Annotated in this window: 25 protein-coding genes and 1 other annotated feature; of the genes, 15 read left to right on the top strand and 10 right to left on the bottom strand. The window is 53.0% G+C overall.

Annotated elements, in window-relative coordinates; all coding sequences use genetic code 11:
• Positions 1–117 precede the first annotated feature (117 nt).
• From NE562_RS12885 to NE562_RS12865, 5 genes are all read right to left on the bottom strand, one after another.
• Positions 118–555, bottom strand: a complete 438-nt coding sequence (locus NE562_RS12885) for a BlaI/MecI/CopY family transcriptional regulator (RefSeq protein WP_280962839.1) — start codon at positions 553–555, stop codon at positions 118–120.
• Positions 556–972: 417 nt separating this feature from the next.
• Entirely contained in the window at positions 973–1,530 is a 558-nt protein-coding gene (locus tag NE562_RS12880) for a hypothetical protein (protein WP_280962838.1), read from the bottom strand.
• A 267-nt stretch (positions 1,531–1,797) separates the two neighbouring features.
• On the bottom strand, positions 1,798–2,283 hold the full coding sequence (locus tag NE562_RS12875) for a VanZ family protein (protein ID WP_280962837.1): 486 nt from the start codon (positions 2,281–2,283) through the stop codon (positions 1,798–1,800).
• Between the two features lie 5 nt (positions 2,284–2,288).
• The gene (locus tag NE562_RS12870) at positions 2,289–2,801 is read right to left on the bottom strand and encodes a hypothetical protein (protein ID WP_280962836.1); all 513 of its coding nucleotides are present in this window, start codon (positions 2,799–2,801) and stop codon (positions 2,289–2,291) included.
• Positions 2,802–3,627: 826 nt separating this feature from the next.
• Positions 3,628–7,587: an S-layer homology domain-containing protein gene (locus NE562_RS12865; RefSeq protein WP_280962835.1), complete on the bottom strand. Its 3,960-nt coding sequence runs from the start codon at positions 7,585–7,587 to the stop codon at positions 3,628–3,630.
• Positions 7,588–7,806: 219 nt separating this feature from the next.
• Positions 7,807–8,025 (top strand) — a binding site (T-box leader).
• Positions 8,026–8,077: 52 nt separating this feature from the next.
• Here NE562_RS12865 and NE562_RS12860 point away from each other — a divergent pair.
• Together NE562_RS12860 and NE562_RS12855 are read left to right on the top strand one after the other, a co-directional pair.
• Positions 8,078–10,690 (top strand): valine--tRNA ligase, encoded by a 2,613-nt coding sequence (locus NE562_RS12860; RefSeq protein ID WP_280962834.1) that lies wholly within the window; start codon positions 8,078–8,080, stop codon positions 10,688–10,690.
• Between the two features lie 152 nt (positions 10,691–10,842).
• Positions 10,843–11,934 (top strand): NADH:flavin oxidoreductase, encoded by a 1,092-nt coding sequence (locus tag NE562_RS12855; protein ID WP_280962833.1) that lies wholly within the window; start codon positions 10,843–10,845, stop codon positions 11,932–11,934.
• A gap of 213 nt (positions 11,935–12,147) precedes the next feature.
• On the opposite strand, the gene NE562_RS12850 is transcribed toward NE562_RS12855, so the two are convergent.
• A complete protein-coding gene (locus tag NE562_RS12850) occupies positions 12,148–12,972 on the bottom strand; it encodes a DNA-formamidopyrimidine glycosylase family protein (protein ID WP_280962832.1) in 825 nt (274 codons plus the stop codon).
• 71 nt (positions 12,973–13,043) lie between these two features.
• The gene (locus NE562_RS12845; RefSeq protein ID WP_280962831.1) at positions 13,044–13,433 is read right to left on the bottom strand and encodes a putative ABC transporter permease; all 390 of its coding nucleotides are present in this window, start codon (positions 13,431–13,433) and stop codon (positions 13,044–13,046) included.
• 128 nt (positions 13,434–13,561) lie between these two features.
• On the opposite strand from NE562_RS12845, the gene NE562_RS12840 reads away from it, so the two are divergent.
• The 10 genes from NE562_RS12840 (at position 13,562) to NE562_RS12795 (ending at position 21,397) form a co-directional block, all read left to right on the top strand.
• Entirely contained in the window at positions 13,562–13,711 is a 150-nt protein-coding gene (locus NE562_RS12840; RefSeq protein ID WP_280962830.1) for a hypothetical protein, read from the top strand.
• A gap of 1 nt (position 13,712) precedes the next feature.
• Positions 13,713–13,889 (top strand): hypothetical protein, encoded by a 177-nt coding sequence (locus NE562_RS12835; RefSeq protein WP_280962829.1) that lies wholly within the window; start codon positions 13,713–13,715, stop codon positions 13,887–13,889.
• A gap of 878 nt (positions 13,890–14,767) precedes the next feature.
• A complete protein-coding gene (locus NE562_RS12830) occupies positions 14,768–15,091 on the top strand; it encodes a helix-turn-helix domain-containing protein (protein ID WP_280962828.1) in 324 nt (107 codons plus the stop codon).
• Between the two features lie 16 nt (positions 15,092–15,107).
• Positions 15,108–15,713: a hypothetical protein gene (locus NE562_RS12825; RefSeq protein ID WP_280962827.1), complete on the top strand. Its 606-nt coding sequence runs from the start codon at positions 15,108–15,110 to the stop codon at positions 15,711–15,713.
• A gap of 620 nt (positions 15,714–16,333) precedes the next feature.
• On the top strand, positions 16,334–17,551 hold the full coding sequence (locus NE562_RS12820; RefSeq protein ID WP_280962826.1) for an AAA family ATPase: 1,218 nt from the start codon (positions 16,334–16,336) through the stop codon (positions 17,549–17,551).
• Positions 17,552–17,624: 73 nt separating this feature from the next.
• The gene (locus NE562_RS12815; protein ID WP_330645962.1) at positions 17,625–18,224 is read left to right on the top strand and encodes a hypothetical protein; all 600 of its coding nucleotides are present in this window, start codon (positions 17,625–17,627) and stop codon (positions 18,222–18,224) included.
• Between the two features lie 209 nt (positions 18,225–18,433).
• Positions 18,434–19,933, top strand: a complete 1,500-nt coding sequence (locus NE562_RS12810) for a PTS transporter subunit EIIC (protein WP_280962824.1) — start codon at positions 18,434–18,436, stop codon at positions 19,931–19,933.
• A gap of 1 nt (position 19,934) precedes the next feature.
• The gene (locus NE562_RS12805; RefSeq protein ID WP_280962823.1) at positions 19,935–20,597 is read left to right on the top strand and encodes an N-acetylmannosamine-6-phosphate 2-epimerase; all 663 of its coding nucleotides are present in this window, start codon (positions 19,935–19,937) and stop codon (positions 20,595–20,597) included.
• 114 nt (positions 20,598–20,711) lie between these two features.
• Entirely contained in the window at positions 20,712–21,137 is a 426-nt protein-coding gene (locus NE562_RS12800) for a PA2169 family four-helix-bundle protein (RefSeq protein WP_280962822.1), read from the top strand.
• 65 nt (positions 21,138–21,202) lie between these two features.
• On the top strand, positions 21,203–21,397 hold the full coding sequence (locus NE562_RS12795) for a hypothetical protein (protein WP_280962821.1): 195 nt from the start codon (positions 21,203–21,205) through the stop codon (positions 21,395–21,397).
• A gap of 18 nt (positions 21,398–21,415) precedes the next feature.
• On the opposite strand, the gene NE562_RS12790 is transcribed toward NE562_RS12795, so the two are convergent.
• Entirely contained in the window at positions 21,416–21,904 is a 489-nt protein-coding gene (locus NE562_RS12790) for a GNAT family N-acetyltransferase (RefSeq protein ID WP_280962820.1), read from the bottom strand.
• A gap of 129 nt (positions 21,905–22,033) precedes the next feature.
• On the opposite strand from NE562_RS12790, the gene NE562_RS12785 reads away from it, so the two are divergent.
• Both NE562_RS12785 and NE562_RS12780 read left to right on the top strand, forming a co-directional pair.
• Positions 22,034–22,606, top strand: a complete 573-nt coding sequence (locus tag NE562_RS12785; protein WP_280962819.1) for an N-acetylmuramoyl-L-alanine amidase family protein — start codon at positions 22,034–22,036, stop codon at positions 22,604–22,606.
• Positions 22,607–22,718: 112 nt separating this feature from the next.
• Positions 22,719–22,961, top strand: a complete 243-nt coding sequence (locus tag NE562_RS12780) for a hypothetical protein (RefSeq protein WP_280962818.1) — start codon at positions 22,719–22,721, stop codon at positions 22,959–22,961.
• A gap of 74 nt (positions 22,962–23,035) precedes the next feature.
• Here NE562_RS12780 and NE562_RS12775 read toward each other — a convergent pair whose 3' ends face one another.
• Positions 23,036–23,158 carry a LysM peptidoglycan-binding domain-containing protein gene (locus tag NE562_RS12775; RefSeq protein WP_280962817.1) on the bottom strand — a complete coding sequence of 41 codons (123 nt, stop codon included), beginning with the start codon at positions 23,156–23,158 and terminating at the stop codon, positions 23,036–23,038.
• Positions 23,148–23,291, bottom strand: coding sequence for a hypothetical protein (locus NE562_RS12770; RefSeq protein ID WP_280962816.1), 144 nt, complete (start codon positions 23,289–23,291; stop codon positions 23,148–23,150). The genes NE562_RS12775 and NE562_RS12770 overlap by 11 nt, the downstream gene beginning before the upstream one ends.
• 31 nt (positions 23,292–23,322) lie before the next feature.
• Between NE562_RS12770 and NE562_RS12765 the strand changes: the two genes are divergently transcribed.
• Positions 23,323–25,161 carry a GHKL domain-containing protein gene (locus NE562_RS12765; RefSeq protein WP_280962815.1) on the top strand — a complete coding sequence of 613 codons (1,839 nt, stop codon included), beginning with the start codon at positions 23,323–23,325 and terminating at the stop codon, positions 25,159–25,161.
• The last annotated feature ends 66 nt before the right edge of the window (positions 25,162–25,227 follow it).

Below are 25,227 nucleotides of genomic sequence, written 5' to 3'. Positions count from 1 at the left end.
AGTAATGCTTATAGTGTGTTTTCCGCAAAAAATAAATGGCAATGATTAAAACGCTGCTCCAAAGAACTGCCGACAGAAAAGAAAACAAAGTTATTTGCATGTCACATCTCTATAATGTTATTTATTATTTTTGTCTCCATCCGGTTTCTTTACATTATGTTTTTCAAATTGCTCTACCATTTTTTCGAGTTCCTTGATCAGTCGCTCGTTTTTATCGTCCGGTTTTTCACCAGCTTGCTTTTTCACAAGAGCAACTGCAATTTTTGCCAAAGAAGCCGTGCCCACACCCTGCGATTCTAAGATTTTTGATATATATTGTTCTTTATCAAAACAGGGTGTAAACTGCCGGGAGTAATGTTTGCCTTCTTGCAAAACGCCGCACATCGTTAAAAACTTTTTTTCTTGCAGCAAACTAAGAAGTTTATGAATATAGTTACTGCTCCAATTTTGGTCAGTGGAAAGCTTGACAAGCTGCGCGCTGGTAAGCGGCACGTTTTCCCGCCAAAAAATATTCATTAATATCTCTTCCGAGTTTGACAATTTAATGCTTCGCATTTATTTCACCTTTACAAATATCAAATCACCCATGCGGTGTTTTTGTGCTTTTATTGTATCTCGAACCGCTCTATCTGTCAACCGTATTTGCCAAAATTTTTAAAATTTTGCTAAACGCTGCCTGCCTTCGCGGAGCGGTTTGGCAGAATACAAAAAGCTCCCCTTTTAAAGGAGGAGCTTTTTGCTATGATAGAAATGATAGGAGTGGTCGTTATTATGCGGGGGGAACCCAACGCGGCGCTTTGCAGACCGCACCAGAAACGCCGGTTCTATTTTGTTCACCCACCAAGATATCAATTCACCTTCAAGGTGTTCCGTTTTCTGTTTCTATTGTATATATAGTCCGGCCAAATGTCAACATAAACTTTTATTTTTTTGTAGAATTTTGTCTAGTCGCTCCTTTTGCTTGTCGCCTGCTCACTCGTCCTGCAAACGAAATTGTTCAAGAATTTTCGTTTTTGTCCCTTCCTGCATACGCGAATCAACGCTAAAAACATCATAGAACCCCGTATCGGAAGCTATGAAATAATAGTGTGTTGTCTCTTCCCCTTCCGCGTTTTTATAGGTTACTTCGTATATTGCGCCGAAAGACGAACTGGACATAAAAAAGGGATCTGCGTTTTTCAAATCCTCGTCAGCCGTAATCTCCCACAAAAACTGTTTTTTATCCATGGACGTATCAAATTGATCCCGGTCACTGAGCAGGGACTCAACACTCGTTAACCGATCCCCTGTCACCTCGTAAAACCGGATACCGCCACATACCATATCATCTTTCATAAAGGTACTTTGTCTGTCCTCAAGAGACGTAACTACGGAAATTTCCGACGGAATACTAATCTCCCGTTGTTCGATCCGTAATGTATTTGCGCCATCCGCACCGCAACCGACAAGCCCCAGCACAGCAAAACAAACGCAAGCGATGAATATTTTCTTCATGATTTCTTTTCCATCTCCTTTGCCATTCAGAGGCATGCAGTCAGCTCTTTATGCCGTATGTCATTCTGTTCACCCACAGAGATATCAGTTCACCTTTATCATGATTCGTTTGATTTTATTGTATATATAGCCCAACCGCTTGTCAATGAAAATCTGAATATTTACATCTTTTAGGGCTGGGACACACCACCACCTCATATCGCTACCGAGGCCAACCGCACGTTAAAACTCACCCATAGCGTACAAAAAGCTTCCCTTTTCAAAGAGAAGCTTTTTGCATAGATAGAATTGATGTAGGAGTGGTCAATTTGTACTTATCCGCTCGTTTTGCTTTTGGTTCATTTTTTTGACTAGCAAGGTATAGAGTGCCCATCCAAATAAACCACCAAGTACATTCAGAAGTATGTCACCCAGATCGAGAATACTATGTTGTAACGCAAATGATGTCAGATTTAATATCAGGCTTATAATAAGAAACCAAAGCAAACAAGGACCGCACTTCTTAGAATGCAAGCATAGCGGCAACAAAAAACCTACAGGCAAAAAAATCAGAAAATTGAATAGCACAACAGGCATCAGCTCAGGAATAGTCGTACAGGAGAGCTGCAAAGTATGAAAAGGATTCCATTCAATTTCAACCAATCCATCTGAAAAAAGGTTAACGATTTCCCTATGTCGGGTCGGATTTTCTCCAAACGTTCCAATGCTTTTCCATATCTTGAGCCGCGCCAAAACAATTCCATATAGTAGCAGAACCAAAACCGCTATCCTGTGACCATGCTTTTTCATATATTTTAAATCCAGTTAGATATAGTGCCATAAAAGGAATACTTATAGCCAAGACCTCCACCTACACTAAAAGAAACAAAATACTTGCTTCCCGCTTTTAAGCCAGAAAAATCAACTGTTGCGCTGGTTGTCAAGGCCATATCTACAGTTTTCGTTTTAACGACTTCATTATGGGTATTATACACTCTTACGGTAATACTTCCACCACCAAATTCCGGATTAGATGTGCACTTATAATTTTGAATTTTAACAACCATGGTAGATGAACCCTTAAACCATGCATCGGTATATAGGGTGCTCATAATTTCTTTGCAATCATAAGAATATGTTTCAGACGAAAGATCGTATGTGGGTTTAGAAACTGTAGGGTAATCCGTTCCAAAGGGCATGATTTCGCTATCAACCGGTGGAACCGGAACCAACTCATGGACTTCATTCGCAGCCGCAAAAGCATTACTTCCACCAAACATTAGAGTAAGTGCACAGATGAGTGACAGCATTTTTCTAATTTTTTTCATTTTAGTATCCTCCTATTTGTTTGTACATCTAATAAGGTTTGTTCAGTAGTCTAAATAATTCATTGTCATGCTCAATCGTACAGCTTTGGTAATTGTCTATATAACTACTAAAAAGCTTGACTGTCATTTAGTAATTCATTTCAGGATACTCTATTATCGTCAAACCATCTCATTAAATTCTTACGTCTATTCATTAACAAGAAGATTTTTACGGTAAATAATAGCGATGAAAAAATCCCTTTCTCTTTATAGTTATATGGACAATGCATTTCTCTTTAATTATGATCTATTGCTTTTTTCTACTAACCATGCTATAATTAAGGCATCCACACAAATCCGAGTTGCCGCTCTGCGGCAAGGTGTCCAGCCTTTCGGTTTTATGTGGATTTTTTAATGCAATCATACGCAACACCCTTTCCTTAATCTAACAGCTTTTTATGATTACAGGTCGGTTCCTTTGGAAGCAACCCACAATCTTCAAATTGATTAGCGGATTCAAGTCAAAAAAAGCGACCCGTCTGCTCAATCCCCAGTGTTTTCACCTTTTCAAATATCGATTCACCTTCAAGGTGTTTTTATGTTTATATTCTATAACTAGCTTAGTTAAATGTCAATACAAATTATAATTTTTTCTCTCAATTTGTCGACTGTCATACCGACTCCATATTATCTCTTTTGTTCATGAATCCAACGTATGTCGTGCGCAGCTGGCGCATTTATAGTCTATTTCATTCCTAAAAAACCCAATTTCATCGGTAAAATAAAAGCCAAGCGTGCCCACACTTTCAAGGTGGGTACGCTTGGCTTTGCTTTATTTTCAGCCGCCCTACGCTTCCAAATACCGATTCATTCGCATGAGGATCGCGGCGGTCTCGCTGCGCTTGGCGCTTCCCTTCGGGTCCAGAAGGCCGCCGCCCTTGCCGGTGATCAGTCCGGCGGCGTTGGCCCAGCGCATCGCGTCCGTGGCATAGGCGCTGATCTGCGCCGCGTCGCTGAACGCGGACAGGTCGGCCCCGGCGGAACCATCGTGCCCCCGCAGCCGCGCATAGCGGTACAGAATGGCCGCAAGCTGCTCGCGGGTGAGCGCGTCGTCCGGCCCGAAAAGGCCGCCGCCATAGCCGGTCACAATGCCCTCAGCGCTGGCCCAAGTGATCGCGGCGGTATCATACCGGTTTGTTGCCACATCGGTAAACGCGCTTTCCGCGCCGACGGTGGGGCTTCCCTCCCGCCGGTACAGGATCGCGGCAAGCATGCCGCGCGTGGTATCGCCATCGGGCGCGAACGCGGTGTCGCTTGCGCCCTTCATCAGCCCGTGCCCCACCACGTAATCCACCGCTTCATGGTACCAGCTCGCCGGCGGTACATCGGTAAAGCGCTTTGCCGCGCAGTGGTCGCTGTACGCGCAGCCATCCGATGCGGAAAAGGAAGCCGCCACCGTCACCTTGCCCGCGGGCATTTGGAACTTGTAAACGCCGTTCCCCGCATCCGTCACCGCCACGGTTTTGCCGTTCGGGCCGGTCACGGTCAGCTCACCCAGCGTATAGCCCGCATCCGGTTTCACGGTAATGGTCACGGCCGCGTTTCGGGCCGCATAATACCGGTCCACCGTTACGGCGCCGTGCGCCGCGCCCTCCGCCACAGCGACCCGATAGGTCGCGCTCCCGCTCGAACCGGAGCTTTCCCGCTGCATATCCTGATAGGCCAGCGTATAAACGGAAAACCGGCTGCTGCGCACCGTGTAGGTATTCGGGTTGTCGTCTTCATCCAGAAGCGCCTCGGTCACCAGCGCACCGTCAACCTGATGCGTGCGCAAAATGAGGAATTCGCGGCTGATATTGCCGGGCGTTTGCCGAAGCTCCGCCGGGATCGGGAATACCAACTCGACCGGCCGCTTCAGCTCGCTCAGCTCCACGATCTCTTGCTTCTCCTGCGCGTCGGTGATGATCTTTTTCACCGTCACATCCGCAAAGCTTGCGACCGACGCGCCGCCCAGCGCGTTCGTGATCGATTCTTGCACCGCGTCCTCCGGTTTCGCCTCCGCTACCTCCAGCACGATCTCAAACTGCGCGGCCGCGCCTGTTTTCAGCGCCTCCGCGTCCTCGCTCGTCATGTTTTCCAGTAGGCTGCCCGTGTTTTGCGGCGCGGCGGGCGCGGCGTCGGCCTCCACGCGCACCTTCACGTTCGGCAGCTGCGCCAATTTGTCGTTGAGCGTTTCGGCGGCTTCGTCCGCGCCTTCCAACTCATCCTTCACGGCTTCATAGTGCATTTTTGCGTCCAGTATCGCGTCGATCTCGCTTTGGTCTCCGCTCGAAGGGGCCTCCGGCAGGTTATCGACGATTTCATCCAGATCGTCTACCACCAGTTGTTCAAATAGGGCCTCTATAGCGCAGTCCTTTTCCGGAATCAGCGTAAACGTATTGCCGTTGACCGGCACCGCCGCGCCGTCCACCGTTACGCGGGCCAGCTTGTAGCCATAATCCGGTGTAAAGGTAAGGGTAAGCGCTTCTCCGGCCGCCGCGCTTACCGTTCCGGCGGGCGAGACCGTGCCGTGCGCGCCCGCTGTTACCGTTACCGTGTGCTCTTGCCGATAGGTGACCGTGACTGCCACCGGCGCGTCCGGCATGGAAAAGGTATAGGCGCCGTCCTCCTGCCGCTCGGCGGCGACCGGCGCGCCATCGCTCGCCGTCTTTACCGTGACCGCGCCGATACCGTTGCCCGCCGCGGGCGAGCCGGGCAAAATGGTCACTGTTTCATCGGGAATAACGAAAAGCGTCGTTTGATCTCCCTGTGTTTCCAACCGGCTCACCGCGTCGTCCGCGTGCACCCGCGAACCCGCCGCGCCCACGCCCGCGCTGTCGGTTATCGTAATGGAATAGCCCTTTTTGCCGGTGATGTTCGCCGCGCCGGTCACGGTCTCATAATTTTCAGTATCCTCCGGTGTGAACACCCAGTTATATTCGCCGCCGCCCTCGCGGACGGTTTCCTCCGCTTCCGACCAAGCGATCACTCCCGCGCCCGCGTCCTTCCCCGCCGCAAGCGGCAGATCGGCCAGTTTTTTGCCCGCGATCGACACCGCCGGATATTCCGGCGCGACGGTCGGGGTGGCCTTGGTAATGCTTACTTTGAAATAAATATCTTCCCGGTGCAGCAACGTATTGGTGGACTCGTTTCTTTTATAAAAAACCGCTATTACATAATATCCGTGGGCGATATTATTGCTGTCGTACTGCCCATCCATGCTGTCCGCCACATCGGAAAACCCAATGGCGTTGGCGGGCCCGGAATAGATCTTGGTATATTCCACCGGCGCGTTGACGCCCTGCGACCAGCTATACCACTGGTAATGCATAAAATAGTCGCCGGGCTGCGCGGTGGCCGAGGTTTTCAGTTCATACCCTTCGGGCAGGGTGGCGGTGATCGTGAAGTACGTGGTTTCCCCGTCATACACCTTCTTGATATCGCCGCTGGTCGTGATCGTCACCTTCGGCTCGGCTGTTACCGGATACAGCACCGTGCCCGTGGCCTTGTCGGTCTCGGCCACGGTGTTAATCACGTCGCCTTCCGTAAAGCTCCACGCGTTCCCCGCGCCCTTGGGAAATTTGTAATCCGTGTTTTCAAAATACGTGTAGCCGTCGCTGTTCAGCTCCCAGTTGATAGGCCGGTCGTACAGCACAGGCCGGTCGTAGCTGCTGTCCAAACCGGAAAACGACAGCGTGGTTTGGTAGGTAAGCCTATTTTGATATGCGGAATACGTTTTTTCCTTTAAATAGTCGTACGCTTCCTTATTATTTAAAACGACGTTTAAATCGCTTCTGTAATCGCCCCATCCCATAAACCTAGCTTCTGTGTTCATATCATCCGCTTTTAGAACACGAATGGTGGAATCAAAATCCAGCCGCGCCCATTTTAATTGGTCGCAGCTCGCAATGATTGTCGAAGCAATGGCCGTTACGCTCTTCGGCACATACAGCGAATCAATTTGAGACCCCTGAAAGGCGGAGTTTAAGATCGTGATCGTATCCGGCAAAACCACGTCGCCCGTTATATTGGTATCCCCAAACGCGTTTTTACCCAGCTCCGTGATAGCGGATGGAAAAGCGCCTTCCGCCGTCAGCCCCGCGATCGCCGTCAACGGCGATTCATACGCAAACTGCATGCTTACCTTGGTATACGCCGGATTATCCGGCAGTTTCAAGGTACCGTCCAGCCCGGTCCAAGCAAACGCGCTGTCGCCTATCGTTTCCACGCTGTCCGGCAAAAGCAGGTCGCCGTGCAAACCCTTAAGATTACCAAAAGCATTACTGCCGATCGTCGTGATCCCATTGGGAATAGTCAGCGTACTGTCCAGTTTCTCGTACACCTCATAGGAACCTGTCATATTGTAAAACGCTCTTTCCCCAATTTTCTGCAATTCGGTTGCGTTCGACAGATCGATCTCTGTAAACCGCACGTTTTCATAAACCGGATCTTTCATTTTATGCTTGCCCAACGCTTCAGCGCCGATCTCCACCACATCTCTGCCGCCAATCTGCGCGGGAATAACGAGCGGAATACGCGTGATCCCATCCTCGTCAGGCGAGAGAGTCTTTACATAATCGGTGTTCAGCCCAATAATGGACACCCCGCCCGTCGCGCCCGCCGTGGTGTACAGCCGCTCATAATCGATGCTCTGCCCCTCGCTGTAGACAGCGGGCGGCGCTTGTTCCTCCGCCGCGAGCGCCGTACCCGGCAGCAAGGAAACCACCATGCACAAAATTAGTATTCCAGCGGTCCATCTTTTCTTCATCAGGTGCCCTCCTGCCCATATCGGCGGCGTTTCTTATCTCAAAATATCGGCTTACCATATTACCCTTAAATCGCAGTTTTTTACACATAAAATTATACCATACTGCGAAGCCTAAGGATAGTGACAGTTTCATCCTATGCGCCGCACGGAATGAAGGAAACTGCCCGCCTTGACTTGACAAACCCCGCTTTTCCCGCTATACTAAAAAAGTTATAGCAGAAAAATGCTGCGAAGAAGAGGAGTATTCCCGCTTCCGGGCCTTTTAGAGAGAGGGCGGCTGGTGCAAGCCCTTGGGCGGACGGGGAGAAGGTCGCTTCCGAGCAGAACGGCTGAAGCGTATGTAAGCCGTTCCGGCAGGCCCCCGTTACGGGCTGTTGAGTGTCCGGGTCAGCGCCCGGAAAATCAGGTGGTACCACGGAGCCATGCTTCGTCCTGTCATAGGACGGAGCTTTTTTTATTTTCCGCCACATTTTTAAAGGAGATCATATTTATGAGCGAACTGCCCAAGACCTATGACCCCAAAGCGGTAGAAGACAAGCTGTACCGCTTCTGGAACGACAAGGGCTATTTCCATGCCGAGGTAAACCCGGATAAAAAGCCCTTCACCATCGTTATCCCGCCCCCGAACGTCACCGGCCAGCTTCACATGGGCCACGCGTTCGACGAGACCCTGCAAGATATCCTCATCCGCACCAAGCGCATGCAGGGCTACGAAGCCCTGTGGATGCCCGGCACCGACCACGCGGGCATTGCCACGCAGATCAAGGTAGAGGAAGCCCTTCGCAAGGAAGAGGGCAAGACCCGCTACGACCTTGGCCGCGAAAAGTTCCTAGAGCGCGTTTGGGATTGGAAAAACAAATACGGCGACCGCATCATCGACCAACTGAAAAAGCTCGGCTCGTCCTGCGACTGGGAGCGCGAGCGCTTCACCATGGACGAAGGCTGCTCCAAGGCCGTGCGCGAGGTATTTGTCAATCTGTATCACAAGGGCCTTATTTACAAGGGCCACCGCATCATCAACTGGTGCCCGCACTGCACCACCGCCCTATCCGACGCGGAGGTCGAATACGAAACCCAGCCCGGCAAGCTGTGGCACATCCGCTACCCGCTCGCGGACGGCTCGGGCGATCTGATCGTCGCAACCACCCGCCCGGAAACCTTCATGGGCGATACCGGCGTGGCCGTCAACCCGAACGACGAACGCTATCAGCACCTGATCGGCAAGACCTGCATCCTGCCCATCATGAACCGTGAAATTCCGATCTTCGGCGATGAATACGTCGATATGGAGTTCGGCACCGGCTGCGTCAAGGTGACGCCCTGCCACGACCCGAACGACTTCGAGATGGGCCAGCGCCACGATCTGGAACAGATCCTCGTCTTTAACGAGGATGCTACCGTGAACGAAAACGGCGGCAAGTATAACGGCATGGACCGTTACGAGTGCCGGAAAGCCGTCGTCAAGGATTTGGAAGAGGGCGGCTACCTCGTTAAGATCGAGGAGCACGAGCACAACGTAGGCACCTGCTACCGCTGCGGCACCACGGTGGAACCCATGACCTCCGCCCAGTGGTTTGTGAAAATGGCGCCGCTTGCGAAGCCCGCCATGAAGGTCGTTACGGACGGCGAAACCAAGTTCGTGCCCGACCGCTTCTCTAAGACCTATCTGCGCTGGATGGAAAACGTGCACGATTGGTGCATCTCCCGCCAGCTTTGGTGGGGCCACCGCATCCCCGCGTTCTATTGCGACGATTGCGGCGAAATGATTGTTTCCAAGGAAGATATCCACACCTGCCCCAAGTGCGGCTCGCACAACGTCCGGCAGGAAGAGGATGTGCTCGATACCTGGTTCTCCTCCGCGCTGTGGCCGTTCTCCACGCTCGGCTGGCCGGAAAAGACCAAGGAGCTGGAATATTTCTACCCCACCTCCGTTCTTGTCACGGGCTATGATATCATCTTCTTCTGGGTCGCCCGCATGATCTTTTCCGGCGTGGAGCACATGGGCGAGACCCCGTTTGATACCGTTTATATCCACGGTCTGGTGCGCGACGCGCAGGGCCGCAAAATGTCCAAATCCCTTGGCAACGGCATCGACCCGCTCGAGGTGATCGACCAGTACGGCGCGGACGCGCTGCGCTTTACGCTCGCCACCGGCAACAGCCCCGGAAACGACATGCGCTTCTCCACCGAGCGCGTGGAAGCGTCCCGCAACTTCTGCAACAAGATTTGGAACGCTTCGCGCTTTATCCAGATGAACCTGACCATAGAGAAGGCCGACCTGCCCGAGACCCTCACGCTGGAAGACAAGTGGATTGTTTCCAAGTTCAACACCCTTGCGCGCGAGGTTACCCGCAACATCGACCAGTATGAGCTGGGCCTTGCGGCGTCCAAGCTGAACGATTTCATTTGGGACAACTTCTGCGATTGGTATATCGAGATCGCCAAGACCCGCCTGCAAACGGGGGACGAGAACGTGCAGAAGGTGCTGTGCTACGTTCTTTCCGGCGCGATGCAGCTGCTGCACCCGTTCATGCCCTTCATCACAGAGACCATCTGGCAGGCGCTCCCGCACGAGGGCGAAAGCGTCATGATTTCCCAGTGGCCGGAATATAAGGAAGAACTGAACTTCGCCGCCGAGGAAGCGCAGATGGAAACGCTGATGAACGCCGTGCGCGCCATCCGCAACCGCCGCGCGGAAATGAACGTGCCGCCCTCCAAAAAGGCCAAGGTTCTGATCCTGACCGAAAAGACGGCCACCTTCAACGCCGGCAGCGGCTTCTTCCCCAAGCTGGCCTACGCTTCGGAGATCGAGCTGATCGCGCAGGCCCCGGCGGACGCGGCCAAAATGGCCTCCGTCGTCACCGAGGACGCGCAGCTTTATATGCCCATGGGCGATTTGATCGACTTTGAAGCCGAGCGCGCGCGCCTGCTCAAGGAAAAGGCCAAGGTAGAGGACGACCTCGCCTTTGTCATGAAGAAGCTGGATAACCCCGGCTTCACCGCCAAGGCCCCGGAAAAGGTCGTAGCGGTCGAACGCGCCAAGGCGGACAGCCTGCGCGAACATCTCACAAAGCTGGCTTCCTCTATCGAAGCCCTGCAATAAACACAGTTTATATCAGTCTAAGGGCACTATTCTTAATGGATAGTGCCCTTTTTTTCGCGCCCTACATATTGACATGGCGGGGGCGCGCGACTATCATGAAAGTAGAATGCTCCTCTAAATGCGCATTTTGAAGCAGGAAGGAAATGAGTAGCATGGAAAATCGGTTCGTACATCTGTTCAGCGAATGGGACCTAAAAGGGTTTCCGATCAAAAACCGCGTTTGTGTGCCGCCGCTGGTCATTTATACGTGGAGCGACGATACCGGCAGCGTGACCGACAAACGGATCGCGCATTACGAAGCGCTTGTGAATGGCGGCGCCGGTCTGGTGATACAGGAAGCGACCAGCGTTTGCCGGGAAGGCCGCCTGACGCTCGATCAGCTTGGCATTTGGGAAGATGGGCAGATCGACGGTCTGAAACGCATCGCGGATGTGCTGCACCGCGCGCATATGCCCGCCATTATCCAGCTCAGCCACGCGGGGCTTTTGGGGGCGAAGCCGTCATATCAGGTCGCGCCAAGCGCGTACCGCTGCACGGGTAACGGGCAGGAGCGCGCGGGCCGCGGATTGACTGTGGCCGAAATCCATACGATCGAACAGCAGTTCATCGACGGCGCGAAGCGCGCTTACCAAGCCGGGTATGACGGTGTGGAACTCCATGCCAGCCACGGCTATTTACTTAGCGAATTTATGAACCCCAAGATTAACCGCCGCGCCGACGCTTATAACGCGCGCGATCTTTTCATGCTGCGCAATATTCTGGAAGGCATCCGGCGCGTCACGCCGCCGCAGTTTATTTTAGGCGTGCGCATGGGCGCGTTTGAACCCGATTTGCAAACCGGCATACGCAACGCGAGGTGGCTGGAAGCGCAGGGCGTGGATTTTATCGATGCTTTTTATGGCTGCGATTGGGAAGCCGAACTGACAAAGCCCATGGATTATCCGTTCAATTCCTGCATCTACGGCGCGCAATGCGTGAAAAAAGCCGTTTCCATCCCTGTTTTCGCCGTTTACCAGATTGGTGACGGGCAGCAGGCGGAAGAAATTTTGCGGGAAACGGCGGTGGATATGGTAGTAATCGGCCGCGGCTCGCTGGTGAATTACAGTTGGGCAAACGATGTGAACGCGGGACGCTACCCGGGCCGCTGCCTGAATTGCGCGCTTTGCATGTGGAAGGTAGACCCCGAAAAATGTCCCGGCAGAGAACGCCTGCGCAAAAGCCGCGCGGCCGATACGGAATCATAAAAAAACGGGCGACCGGCGGTTCAATGTCATTCAGTTAAGAAATTTTTATAAGTTTGTCATCCTGAGCGAAGCGAAGGATCTCGCGCGAACGCGCGGAATTTACCGAAATCGCGCGTTCGCGCGAGATTCTTCGTCACGCTGTTCCTCAGAATGACAATCGGGTAAAGCTTATCTTAATGACATTGCGACCGCCGGTCGCCCGTTTTTATGGTTTTATGGCTCTAGCGGCTGGCACGCGGCGCAATAATACACCGAACCGCCAAGATACGCTTCCTTCGTAATCGGGCCGCCGCATTTGGGGCAGCCGCCCGCAAGCGCGTTTTTGCTCATGCGGGTCTGATAGCCGCCCTTTTGTCCAAAAATGTTCTTTTCCGTATCGCGCCCGCCCTTTGCCGCCATTTCCGCCAAAACAGAGCGGATGCTTTCCAGCAGCCGCACGCGGTCCGGCTCGGTCAGCGTGCCCAGCTTGCGTTTGGGGTGGATACCCGCCTGAAATAAAATATCCTGCGCCACGCCGTTGCCGATGCCGGGAAAGCGCTGCTCGGTCGCAAGCAGCGCCTTGGCGCTTAAATTCGGCTTGCTCTCTTCGAGCAGCCGCCGGTAGTACGCGGCAAAGCCGTCGTCCCCCGGCGCGAGCGCCTTTCTGCTTTTCAGGTAATACGGATCGTCGTACTCGCCCGTGTGCAAGTAGATGCCGCCGTACATCGCCACCGTGAATACCAGCGCCGCGCCGTCCTCAAACGCAAGGAAAAGCTGCCAGTCCTTTATTTTATCCCCACTGTCCACAAGGCGCACGTTCACCCCGTCGTTGATGCAAAGCCGCTGCCCGTTGTCAAAAACAAGCTCTACAAAAATGCCGAAGCCCTCCGCGCCGGCAACCGTGCTTCCCGCAAGCTTTTTTTCATAATCCCCCGCTTCTCCGCTAAACCAACAAAATTTATGCGGCTTTGTCGGCGGCAGCACCGCCTTGATCCGCTTGCCTGCCACATGTGCGCGCAGTTCTTCCGCCCGCGCCGTTACTTCGGGATATTCCAGCATCTTTGTTCACATCCTTATCTTCTAGTTGCTTTTATTATACCTGCGCCGCCCGGTTTGTAAAGGGCGGGCTTTTATTTTTTCAGCAACTTTTCCGCTTCGTCGCGCGCGTCGCGCAAAACGACGTGCGTGCGATCCTCCAACCAAACGGCGGCTGCGCTTAAAAAGAACCACGCAAAGGTGAATTGCGGCGTGATCTGGCCGAGAAAGTTAAACGGCATATCGCTGTAATCCCATACGTTCCAGCCCAAATGCGTGTTCACAATCAGCCCGACCGCAAGCTCCAGCGCCGTGACGATGAACGCCCCTTCTATCATTTGCAGCAATAGCGGCGGGCGCTTGCCGCGCGTTTCGTTTAAAAGCCCGATCAAAACGAAGCACAAGCCGCCCAAAACACCCATTGTCCAGTGTGTTTTGCCACGCCACAGCATCTCCACGCCCATGTACAGCACCCCGCCGATCAACGCGATCGGAATATGGTGAACAAACTTTTTGATACGATCAGCCCCTTTTATCCGTGCCTTTCTATGTTATATGCGGGGCGTAAACGGCACATACTACCGCTAAATAAAATTCAAACGAGGTGTTTTACATGTCCCATATCGCCCCGCGGCTCCAGCCGCAGTTCGAGACCCTTTCCATTGATCTGAAAAACGAGATTCTCTCGCGCGATGTGCAAATCGATACCCTGAACGATCTGATCGCCGTACTGGAACAGATCGTCAGCGAAGGAGGGCACTAAAATGGATATTTTACGCGAGCTTCCCATGGGCTTCGGCATGGCGCTGATGCAAAACGAGGATGCTTACCGCCGCTTCAGCAGTATGCCTGAAAGCGAGCGCCGCGAGATCGTGAACCGCACGCACGCGGTCACCTCCAAAACCGAGATGCAGCAGCTCGTGGACAGCATCATATCGTGAACGCTGGTAGTTCGCTGCGCTCATAATTTAATACGCGGCAGTAGCCGCGATAATGGCGGGCTTACCTCAGCAATGTCATTTAGTTAAGGGAAACGCATAGGAAAAAACAAGGGAATTACCGAGCTAGCAGGGCGCGAGAAGGTGAATTGGCCGAAGGCCAAGAGAAGCTGGTCTGGACCACGCCTCGGCGCGCCGTCTCGAAGGGACGTAACACTTGCTGAGAAACCATGTCCCTTCGCTCGGCCGTACCAGCCTGTTTGATGCTCTCACTTATCCCGGTGCTTCGCTCTCGGCGCGCCGAGGGCGTCGCGCCCTACATGTTCTGTGTTTGCGTTACCTTTTTGTCTTGCCTGACCTTATATGAATGACATTGCTGCCCCAGCCCGCCGAAAGCGAAGCGCCAGCAAATGTGGGCGCGCATAACAGGCCGGTCCGGCCGAGCAAAGCAACCCGTCCACTGAATCCCTAGGCACCCGATCCGGCACCGCCACAAATTGTTTCTATAACAAAAGGGCGGCACACGCCGCCCCCATACAGGAGAAGGGAAAAGAATGGAGGTCAAGGGGGAAGGAAAAACCGTATGGTTGTTCCTTCCCCTTTGCCCCCGCGCCGGGCGGCGCGACCGTCCTTCGCGGCTACCGCCGCGCATTTCATCGCGAGCGCAGCGAGCCACCTGAAAAAATGCAACTTTTTTGCGTTTGACATTCGCTAGATGTCCTTTTAGCATATACTTTCGTGTATAATAGACTCCATAAGCCAATATTCGTAGTCCACAGGCTTTTAGGCCCCTTCCTCAAGAATCTACCACCGAAAGCACCTTTCATATAAGCTAGTAGTATACATTAAAAAAGAGTTTGTTCACACGACAAGAGGATAATATGGACAGAAAATTCATGGGGTTGCGGCTCAAGGCCGCACGCAAAAATAAAGATTTAACCGGAGAGCGTTTGGCTGAAATGTGTCATATCAATGCGACGTACCTACGCCAAATTGAAGCTGGCCGAAAAATACCCAGCCTTCCGGTATTTATTACCTTATGTAATCTATTAGAGGTTTCACCTACTTACTTGTTGGAAGATACCTTGACGAAAAACGAATTGACCGACTTTGAAGTATTGTCACAGCTCTGGTCAAGCGCTACCCCCGGACAAATCGAACTTGTAACCACAATGATTCGCAGCGCACTTGAATACATGAACTAGCACCGGAGGCCAAATCATGACCAACTACACGCCTTTTCTCCAATCTCTATCGAATAACGGCAACGATATGGATGATTATTGGGAAAATTTCGACTGCACACACCGTTTTCTCATCAAAACCAATCCCGACTACGTCGCGGCGGATCTGGAATGCATTCACAAAACCGCCGTGCTTTTTGATGAACTGAATACCGCGCAGACCGCCATCGTGGAAGTGCACTTTTATCTCGTTACAGATTTCATAGAACTTGGCAACCGGTTTTACTATGCCTTCGGACAAACCCTAGCCCTGCTTGAATGGTTTTCTCCACAGGATGTGGACGCGTTCCTGCAAACGCTGGATGAAAAGCGCGAGGCGTTTGATTCTTCCCCCGTCGCTGTCACAACACGCCGCCAAGCAAAAATCAGCTATCATAGACTCAGCTCCCTATACGTCGGCCTGCACCGCCAAACCCAGCTTGCCGAAACGCTCGCCGCTTACCAGAAGTCCAAGCAAGTTACTGAGCGTTTCCTCCCCTTCGCGGGCTACGCCGCCCAGCGCCTTCGCCAGTTGGGCTGCGTTCCCAACCGTACCACGCCCCTAGCCGAATGCCTGATCGCATATTACGAAAATAGCCGCTAACGCAAACAGAACCGCAAGTCAAACTGACCTGCGGTTCTGTTTTTATATTCCTATCATTGCGCTTCTTGTCGAATCGTGGTATTTTATAGTTACGGGCACTGTTACCAGACGGGGCAGGCGGCTGACCACTCCTTTTGAAAGGGGTGGTGTATATGGATATACCGAAATTCTTGCGAATTTCAATATGTGCAATCATCTTGCTACATATTTTTATCACATATGCAAAGTAGCCGCCCCTCCGACCAAGAGATAGCGGCTACTTTGTAACGCATTTCCGGGTCAGCCGTCTGCCGACAGTGCCCCTTTACATATTTATTCTAATGCACAAGAGGTAAAATGTCAATTACCCTTTGATGTATTTGTCTACGTCTAAACCTGACGATAACTGACAGTATGCATCTAGCTCTTTCTGTAGCACAGCCTAATTATAACAGATAATTATTTCCTATTCAAAAAAGCAACTTGGATAATTTTATCAAAAACAACTGCTACAGGCTTTTTTAAATTCAAATATCGTGGTATACTAATCACAACCTATATAAAAAAGGCTTTGCTTAAAAAGCTTAGTAGTGCGGTAAATAAGTTTTAGTTCTTTTACAATGTTATTGGGAGGTACTCGCATGGGTAAAATATTAGGCATTGCTATTCAAAATTATGGCTCTTTAAAAAGTATAAAAATGGGACAATTACTTAGCGATCGTGGTGGAACACCACTAGGTAATATGGTTGCAATTATTGGACCAAGTGGAAACGGAAAAAGCACGCTAGCCGATGCTTTTGGTTTTATCTCAGACTGCCTTGCTACCGATGTTGAAAGTGCATGTGATGCAAAGAATCGCGGGGGATATGATCAAATTATTTCACAAGGAACTGATCAGCCGCTTCACTTTGAAATATATTATCGTGAGACAAGCAATACACGCCCAATCACTTATGAGTTAACAATTGACAAAGATAAAAACGACCGCCCTTATGTAAAAGAAGAAAGACTTAGGCAGCGTGTTCAAAAAATGGGCCGTCCTCTCTCATTTTTATATTTAATTGATGGTAAAGGCTATGCCTTCGAAGGGTCTGAAGGCGGCCAAGATGATGAAGGAAAAATCACCGGCAATAAAGTTGATGTAGAGTTAAACGACACTCGTAAACTAGGTATTGTAACATTAGGTGCAATGAAACAGTACTTTCGTATTGAAAAATTCCTTGCGTTTTTACAGAGCTGGTATTTGTGTTACTTTACTCCGGATACTGCACGGCAAATTCAGTCTGCAGCTCCCGCACCTTATCTCAATAGAGAAGGAAGCAACCTAAACAATGTCGCTCAATATATGTATCGCGAAAATCCGAAAGAGTTTGAGCGCATTCTTATAGATATTCAAACCAAAATTCCAAATATAACCAAAATCAAGCCTGTTAAGCTACAAAATGGCCAAATGGTTTTGGAATTTTATCAGAGCGGATTTACCGAGCCGTTTTTTTCGCAGCGCATGTCAGATGGCACTTTAAAGTTGTTTGCCTATTATCTTCTGTTGCACGAAAAAAATCCGCGTCAACTTGTATTTATTGAGGAACCCGAAAACGGACTCTACCATCAATATTTAGCCGACTTAGCGACTCAAATGGCTAAAAATGTCGGTGCGGGTTATGGAAAGCAATTATTTGTTACGACACACAGTCCTTTCTTTGTAAACGCTTTATCACCAGAACAGGTTTGGGTACTAGAAAAAAGTGTCGATGGCTTTTCGACTGCCGCAAGGGCTTCTGATTACGACTTCGTTACTGACTTAGTTGACGAAGGCGCTTTTATGGGTGATCTATGGTATAGTAAATATTTTGGCTGACGGGGGATATAATACCATGCACATTCAGTTTCTTCTAGAGGATCAGTCAAGCGAGAAACTCATTCAAGCGCTTATGGCAAAGCTGCAAGATGAGAATTCACAAATAACGTATAATTGCAAAGCCTTTCAAGGAATCGGTGGCTTTACCAAAAAGAATACGGTAAAGGAGACACGAACTGGCAAACTTTTGAATGATTTAGCTACGTACTTAAGGGGTTTTAACAAAAGTTTGCAAAATATACCTTCTGCTATTTTTGTTATCTTGGATAATGATGATAATAACACCGAAGACTTTAGACGGCAACTTGAAACAGTTGCGATTAAAAACGATATAACTGTTGACCACATTTTTTGCATTGCAGTAGAAGAAGTAGAAGCTTGGCTACTAGGCGATGAAACCGCGCTTGCGAAAGCTTATCCAAATGCAAAACTGCAAATTCTTCATACCTATGAGCAGGACTCGATTTGTGGGACGTGGGAACTTCTTGCGGAAGCAATTTATCCCGGGGGCTTAAAGCGAATGAAAAAGGATTGCCCGTCCTATCGAGAAATAGGGAAGGAAAAAGCCAAATGGGCAGAAATGATCGGCGTACATATGAGTTTAGACTCTAATCAATCCCCAAGTTTTCATTTTCTGATTACAGAGTTACGCAAGCGGATCAATGCTTGTTGAACCAAGCTAGTAAGACCAACTAATTAGGGAACTTCTTAAATAAAGGAAAATAGATCGCCCTGAATTATGCAAATAGTATAATTCAGGGCGATCTGCTGTCAGATACCTATGCTTATCTATATTTAAGTCATTGGTCGTTTCTCCCCTGCGCATTTTTCTCCCCAAAACCGGGCACGCTAACACCCAATCCAAATTGCGGAGGAATGCGTATGTTTAAGCAACTGCAAAAACTGGGCAAGGCGTTTATGCTGCCGATCGCGATCCTGCCAGCGGCGGGCCTGCTGCTCGGCATCGGCGGGGCGCTATCCAACCCGAACACCGTCGGCGCTTACCCCTTCCTAAACCACTTCGCGTTGCAGGCGGTTTTCCAAATCATGTCCGCCGCCGGTAACGCGGTTTTCAGCAACCTGTCGCTCATCATCTGTATCGGCCTTGGCGTTGGCCTTGCGACGAAGGACAAGGGCACGGTGGGCCTTGCCGCCGCGGTCTCCTTCCTCGTCATGAACGCGACGATCGCCATGATGCTGGATATTTTCCACCCCGGCGCGGACGCGATTGACACCGGCGTGGTCGGCTCCATCGTGATCGCGCTGATCGTCACGTTTTTCCACAAGCGCTATAACGGCATTCAGCTGCCCGCCTTTTTAGGCTTCTTCGGCGGCTCACGGTTTATCCCCATCATTTCGTCCTTTGCCGCTATTTTCGTCGGTATGGCGTTTTTCCTCATCTGGCCGCCCGTACAGACCGGCCTTGTCGCGCTGGGCGGCGTTATCGCAAAGCTCGGCCCGATCGGCACCTTCCTGTACGGCTTCCTGCTGCGCTTGACCGGCGCAGTCGGCCTGCACCACATGGTATATCCGCTGTTCTGGTATACCGAGTTGGGCGGCGTGGAGATGGTTGCGGGCCAGCAAATCGTCGGCGCGCAGAACATCTTTTTTGCGGAACTGGCCGATCCCACTCATGTGGGCCTGTTCACGCACGGCACCCGCTTTTTCGCGGGCCGCTTCGCGACGATGATGTTCGGTCTGCCCGCCGCGTGCCTTGCCATGTACCATTGCGTGCCCAAGGAACGCCGCAAGGCCGTATACGGCCTGTTCCTCAGCGCCGCGCTGACCTCGTTCCTCACCGGTATCACCGAACCGATCGAGTTCATGTTCCTTTTTATCGCGCCGTGGCTGTACGTGGTGCACGCGGCACTGGACGGTCTGTCCTTCCTCGTTGCCGATCTGCTTTCCATCCGCATCGGCAACACATTTTCGGGCGGCCTGATCGACTTTACGCTTTTCGGCGCTTTGCAGGGCAACGAGCGCACCAACTGGCTGCTGGTCATTCCGGTCGGCATTTTGTGGGCGGTAATCTACTACCTGCTGTTCCGTTTCCTGATCCGCCGCTTCAATGTGCCTACGCCGGGCCGTGAGGAAAACGCGGACGACGAGGTAGCCGTGACCACCAAGGATTCGCTTCACGACACCGCGCGCTACGTGATCGAAGCCCTTGGCGGGCGCGATAATCTGGAGGACGTGGACGCCTGCATCACCCGCCTGCGCGTTGCCGTGAAGGACCCCGGCAAGGTGGATAAGGACGCGCTCAAATCCCTTGGCGCGGCGGCTGTCTTAGAGGTAAAGGGCGGCGGTATCCAAGCCGTTTGGGGCGCGAAGGCCGACCTGATCAAGCAAAAAATCCACGAGATCATCGGGGAGGTGGGCTGATATGGGTAAAAAACTGCCGCGCGGCCTGATCGTTTCCTGTCAGGCGCTTGAAAACGAACCGCTGCACTCCCCCTTCATTATGGGCCGCATGGCCGTGGCCGCTCAGCAGGGCGGCGCGGCCGGTATCCGCGCCAACGGCGCGGAGGATGTGGCCGAAATCCGCAGCCTTGTGCCCCTGCCGGTGATCGGCATCATCAAGCGGGAGTACCCCGGCATGGCGCCCTATATCACGCCGACCGACGCGGAGATCGAAGCGCTTGTCCGCGTCGGGGCAGAGGTCATCGCGCTGGACGCGACCATCGATCAGGATGAAACCTTCCTTTCCACCCTGCACAAGCGCTGGCCCGGCCAAGCCTTTATGGCGGATATTTCTACCGCGGAAGAGGGCCTGCGCGCCGACAAGCTGGATTTCGATTATATCGGCACCACGCTGATCGGCTATACCACGCAGTCCAAGGGTCTGGACAAGTTCGAGGTGCTGCGTCGGCTGATCGCGGAGTGCCGCCACCCGGTCATTGCGGAAGGCAATTTTAACACCCCCGAGCAGGCGGCGGAGGCCATACGCCTTGGCGCGCACGCCGTTGTGGTCGGCAGCGCTATTACGCGCCCGCAGCTGATCGCCCGCTCGTTTGGCGACGCGGTAAACGCCGCTCTAAACGGATAGTTTTCCCCACTTTTCTTGTTTTTTCATTCAGCAAAAGAAAGTGGTTATATTCTCCCTATTTTATTCGTTATTTTATCCTCTTGTGGGGATTAATTTTTAACCGAGGTGAAAGAAATGCAAGACATTGAACTGCTTCAATATGTACACGAAACCGCCGAAATGGGCATAGAAGGTCTGCAAAACGTGACCAGCCAAATAGAAAACCCAAAGCTTCGCCAAGCCGTCGAATCGCAAATTGTGGAGTATCAGGATATTGCGCAACAATCCGGCTCCATGCTGCGTTCCAAGGGCGAAACGCCGAAAAACCCCGGCCTTATGGCGCGCGTTTCCAGCGAAGTCATGTCCACCCTAGAAACGCTGACCGATAATTCCTCGTCCAAGATCGCGGAAATGGTCATTCAGGGCAACAACATGGGCATTACCAAGGGCCTAAAGCACCTGCACGACTACGCGGGCGATGATAAGCAGGTGCGCGGCCTTGCCGAAAAGCTGCTCCACACGGAACAGTCGAACGTCGAACAGATGAAGCCGTTTCTATAAATGATACAACCGAACCACCCGCGCAAAGGAGAGGCCGTTGCTTACCAGAAAGCAGCGGCCTCTTTATGCTATTACCGGCAGCAGCAGCATTTGCAGCACTTCAGCCGGCCTTGGGCAATTTCATTTCTGCGGATCGCTTCAAAATCAACGTTTGCAGCATCCGACATAAAGCGCGTGCGGCAGCAGCAACAGCAGCAGCAACACCGGCGGTTTCTTCCAGACAGGCGGCACATACTATTCCCTCCTTTACATTAAGGTAAGTACGCCCCCATCTGTTATCACGATATGCCGCCGGGCTTGCCGCTGTTACCGGTTTCGGCAAGGGGCAGCACCAGCACGTCCTCACCGTTTATATCCTTTTCCCCGTTTGGAGCAAAGCCTAGCTTTTGATACAGCCGCATGGCCGCCGTGTTTTGCGGGTAACAGCTCAAAAATACCTCGCCGCAGCCGTATTCCCGCCGCAGCCGGTCGATCAACAGGCCAATGGCCGCCTTGCCGTAGCCCTTGCCCTGCTGTCCGCCGCCGATGAGCAGCCGATCCAGCCAAACGCGGCCGTTCGCGCCCTCGCGCGGGAAAAAACCGTACATGGCAAAGCCAATCACCGTTTGCTCCGCTAAGATTGCCACGGGCCGCCATAGCCGCAGCCGCCGCGCCTCCCGCAGGCATGCGGCGGGCGTTTCCACAAAGCCCTCCTGCCCCGGCGCGGCGGTGAGCGCCAGCACACTTTTCCGGTTTTTTGCCGATACCGGCTCAATTTTCAGTTCCACAAATATCGAAATCCTTTCTAAGCGCCAGTATAACGCATGGCGAATGAGGATTCAAGCGGATAAATGTAAACTCTCCCCGCCGCACCGCGGGCGGGCGCGCGGCATAAAATACAGCGAGGTGATTTTACCTTGGCTATTAAAATTTTTATCGATCCGGGGCACAACCCCTCCGGCCCGAACACGGGGGCCGAAGGCAACGGCCTGCGCGAACAGGATGTAACCTACACCGTTTCGCACTATCTGGCCGACATGCTCCGCGCCGATCCACGGTTCGAGGTGCGGCTCAGCCGCAACACGCCGGATGAGGTACTCGGCACCAGCAACGCCACGAGCCTTGCCACGCGCGTCAACATGGCCAACAGCTGGCCGGCCAATTACTTTATCAGCATCCACTGCAACGCCAATACCAACCCGGCCATCAACGGCACAGAGGTCTACGTTTACCAGCAGTACTCCCAATCCTACTGGCTGGCCCAGCATGTGCTGAACGGCATTGTGGAGCGTGTGGGCACGCGGGACAACGGCGTGCGGCTAAACCCCAGTTTATACGTGCTGCGCCGTACCAATATGCCCTCTATCCTAGTCGAATTGGCGTACCTGACCAACGTAAACGACGCCAACAAGCTGCGCGATGATCCCTACGGCTTCGCGCAGGGCATTTATAACGGCTTACTCGCATATTTTGGTTTTTCGTATCCTTGACGGCAGCAGGGGCCGGGCATAAGTCCCGGCCCTTTTGCTTGTGCCATAAAAGCGATTGCGCTTTCTCAGCCGCTGGTGTATAATGGGGCAAACAACAAGGAAGGTGAACCCCATGAGAAGATTGCTCTCGAGCGTCGCGGTCACCGCTATGATCGTCTGTTCGCTCATCGGCACGGCGAGCGCGCACGGCGGCCACCACCGCGCCGCCGCCCGCCAGTGCGATTCGTCCGTCTGCATGGTAAACGGCGTGTGCGACGGTTCTTGCACCGGCACCGGCTCGTGCCGGAATTACGATGGCTGCAATTACACCGGCTCCACTGCTGCCGTATGCCATTCGCACCACGGCCACCACTAAATTCAAGGCAAGAGGGCGCGGAAAACCTTGACGGTTTTCCACGCCCTCTTGCCTTGAATCAATCCTCCGCGCACTTATGCCGCGGGCAGCCGCAGCACCGTACCGGGGTAAATATAGCGCGGGTCGCTGATCTGATCGCGCATAAGCGCATAGATCGCGGGCCACTTCACGCCGCCGCCCAGTGTTTCACGGGGCAATGCCCCACAACGTATCGGACAGGTAGGTGATCAGCGCCTGATTGTCCAATACGTTCTCATCCTTCATAATCTTCGCGCCCTGAAACGCGGCACGAATGCAGCGCGGGGCGGTTGACGGCGCCTGTGTTTCCATGGTACGGTATAGGTAAAAAGGGGGGCGCGCGATGAAGAAACTTGATACAAAAATATACCGCTCCGTTTTGCGGAGCGTGCTTCTGCTCGCCCTTTTCGCGCTGCTTTTGGCCCTAACCTTCCGCTATGACAACAAGTACACCGCCGGTCCGCCCTATGGGGAGAACGGCGTTTTCTCCTTTTCCGAAGCCGATCTTGATCGCCCGCTGTTCCTCATCGACGGGTGGGAGCTGAACGGGCAGACCGTGTTCATCGGCCAATACTCCAATTTTTCTTTCCTGCCCGGCGGCGGTTCTCCATTTGGCGAGGGGCGCTACCGCTTGACCCTGCACTATGACGGCGCGCCGCGCATTCTCCTTTTGGAACTGCCGCCGATTTTTACGGAATACACGCTTCGCATCAACGGCGCGCCCGCCGCCGCAACAGGCGCGGGCGTAGTCAGCGTGCCCGTTTCCGGCGAAACCGTGCTGGAACTGGATACCGTCAACCGTTCGCACTATTACAGCGGATTGACCTATCCCCCCGCCCTCGCCGCCCCGGCGGTGATGGACCGGCTGCTGCTCACGCGCACGCTCACCTACGCGGTGCTGTGCGTCGCGGCGCTCACGCTCGCCCTGTTTTCGCTCAGCTTGTGGCTGACCCGCTCGCGCGATCGGTTGTTTTTCCACTTTGGCTTACTGTGCCTTGCGTTTGCCGTGCACTGCGTCCATCCCTTTGTCTGGCGGTTCTGCGGCTATTCGCGGCTGTGGTACGCCGTAGAGGATGCTTCGTGGCTGCTGGTGCTGGCGCAAGCCGCGGCGCTGGCCGCGATCGCCGCGGGTGTCGATCATCGTATCTGGTACCGGCGGTTTTTCCGCCCGCTCTCGTTGTTGCTTTGCCTTCTTTGTTTTGCCGCCGTACTCTGGATCTTACCGCACGCGGCCGGGCTGATCGGCCTATATGGCGCGCTGGTCGATGGGTACAAAATAGCCGTATGGGCCGGTTTCGCGCTGTGCGCGGCGTTCGGCCTAGCGCGCGGCGGCGGGGGCACGGTGTTTTTCATCCTCTCCGCCTGCGGCGTGCTCGGCGTGAGCTTGCTCGCGGGTATCGGCGACTCCAACGCCTTTGAACCGATCTACGGCGCTTGGCAAAATGAATACGCCGGATTCGCACTGGTTCTGCTGTTCGGCGCACTAATGGTGCGCCGCAACGCCGACCTATTGCGGGAAAGCGCCGACCTGCGCGCCGAAGCGCTGCAAAACCGTTTTGCCGCCGAAAGCGCGGCCCAAATGAGGCGCGGCATCGACGAGGTACGCACGCTGGGGCACGAATTGAGACATCATGTGGACACGCTGTCCGCACTCTATCAAGCAGGGGACGAGGCGCGGCTCGGCGCTTACCTCGCTTCGCTCCGGCGCGAAAGGGACGCGTTGCCGCCCCTGTACTACGCGGAGAACTTTCTGGTGAACGATATTTTGGCCGCGCGCCTAGGTCCCGCGCGCGATCGCGGAATCCGCGTGCGCTGTCACGCCCATGTGCCGGAGGTTCTCGGCATGGCGGACGCCGACCTATGCACCCTGCTCACAAACGCGGTGGATAACGCTATCGAGGCCTGCGACCGGCTCCCCGAAGACCAAGATCGGTTCATAGAGCTTTCCCTCGCGGTCAAAAAAGGGCTTTTCATCCTTTCGTGCAGCAATTCCGCCCTCTTGCACACCGGAGACAACTTCTCCACCACGAAAACTGATCCAGACAGCCACGGTCTCGGCATCCCCGCCATGCGCCGCGTAGCCGAGCGCTACGACGGCGCGCTCGATGTCCGGCAGGACGGCACCGTTTTCACCCTGCGCGCCGCGCTCAAATTATCCACACCCTGTGCAAAGGGGCTGTAAAATAAGTTCTTACAAATGAATAGAAAACTGTTGCAAAGCGAAGAATGCTACCAATTTTGTCATTCT

This window comes from Butyricicoccus faecihominis (genome assembly GCF_024462775.1).
Classification (GTDB): Bacteria; Bacillota; Clostridia; order Oscillospirales; family Butyricicoccaceae; genus Agathobaculum; species Agathobaculum faecihominis_A.
This window is presented reverse-complemented; position numbering and strand designations above follow the sequence as displayed.

What these genes read in the sequence shown, in the direction of transcription:
- NE562_RS12885 (WP_280962839.1), bottom strand. Translation starts at nt 555, where the DNA reads ATGCGAAGCATTAAATTGTCAAACTCGGAAGAGATATTAATGAATATT.
- NE562_RS12880 (WP_280962838.1), bottom strand. Translation starts at nt 1,530, where the DNA reads ATGCCTCTGAATGGCAAAGGAGATGGAAAAGAAATCATGAAGAAAATA.
- NE562_RS12875 (WP_280962837.1), bottom strand. Translation starts at nt 2,283, where the DNA reads ATGAAAAAGCATGGTCACAGGATAGCGGTTTTGGTTCTGCTACTATAT.
- NE562_RS12870 (WP_280962836.1), bottom strand. Translation starts at nt 2,801, where the DNA reads ATGAAAAAAATTAGAAAAATGCTGTCACTCATCTGTGCACTTACTCTA.
- NE562_RS12865 (WP_280962835.1), bottom strand. Translation starts at nt 7,587, where the DNA reads ATGAAGAAAAGATGGACCGCTGGAATACTAATTTTGTGCATGGTGGTT.
- NE562_RS12860 (WP_280962834.1), top strand. Translation starts at nt 8,078, where the DNA reads ATGAGCGAACTGCCCAAGACCTATGACCCCAAAGCGGTAGAAGACAAG.
- NE562_RS12855 (WP_280962833.1), top strand. Translation starts at nt 10,843, where the DNA reads ATGGAAAATCGGTTCGTACATCTGTTCAGCGAATGGGACCTAAAAGGG.
- NE562_RS12850 (WP_280962832.1), bottom strand. Translation starts at nt 12,972, where the DNA reads ATGCTGGAATATCCCGAAGTAACGGCGCGGGCGGAAGAACTGCGCGCA.
- NE562_RS12840 (WP_280962830.1), top strand. Translation starts at nt 13,562, where the DNA reads ATGTCCCATATCGCCCCGCGGCTCCAGCCGCAGTTCGAGACCCTTTCC.
- NE562_RS12835 (WP_280962829.1), top strand. Translation starts at nt 13,713, where the DNA reads ATGGATATTTTACGCGAGCTTCCCATGGGCTTCGGCATGGCGCTGATG.
- NE562_RS12830 (WP_280962828.1), top strand. Translation starts at nt 14,768, where the DNA reads ATGGACAGAAAATTCATGGGGTTGCGGCTCAAGGCCGCACGCAAAAAT.
- NE562_RS12825 (WP_280962827.1), top strand. Translation starts at nt 15,108, where the DNA reads ATGACCAACTACACGCCTTTTCTCCAATCTCTATCGAATAACGGCAAC.
- NE562_RS12820 (WP_280962826.1), top strand. Translation starts at nt 16,334, where the DNA reads ATGGGTAAAATATTAGGCATTGCTATTCAAAATTATGGCTCTTTAAAA.
- NE562_RS12815 (WP_330645962.1), top strand. Translation starts at nt 17,625, where the DNA reads ATGGCAAAGCTGCAAGATGAGAATTCACAAATAACGTATAATTGCAAA.
- NE562_RS12810 (WP_280962824.1), top strand. Translation starts at nt 18,434, where the DNA reads ATGTTTAAGCAACTGCAAAAACTGGGCAAGGCGTTTATGCTGCCGATC.
- NE562_RS12805 (WP_280962823.1), top strand. Translation starts at nt 19,935, where the DNA reads ATGGGTAAAAAACTGCCGCGCGGCCTGATCGTTTCCTGTCAGGCGCTT.
- NE562_RS12800 (WP_280962822.1), top strand. Translation starts at nt 20,712, where the DNA reads ATGCAAGACATTGAACTGCTTCAATATGTACACGAAACCGCCGAAATG.
- NE562_RS12795 (WP_280962821.1), top strand. Translation starts at nt 21,203, where the DNA reads ATGCTATTACCGGCAGCAGCAGCATTTGCAGCACTTCAGCCGGCCTTG.
- NE562_RS12780 (WP_280962818.1), top strand. Translation starts at nt 22,719, where the DNA reads ATGAGAAGATTGCTCTCGAGCGTCGCGGTCACCGCTATGATCGTCTGT.
- NE562_RS12770 (WP_280962816.1), bottom strand. Translation starts at nt 23,291, where the DNA reads ATGGAAACACAGGCGCCGTCAACCGCCCCGCGCTGCATTCGTGCCGCG.
- NE562_RS12765 (WP_280962815.1), top strand. Translation starts at nt 23,323, where the DNA reads ATGAAGAAACTTGATACAAAAATATACCGCTCCGTTTTGCGGAGCGTG.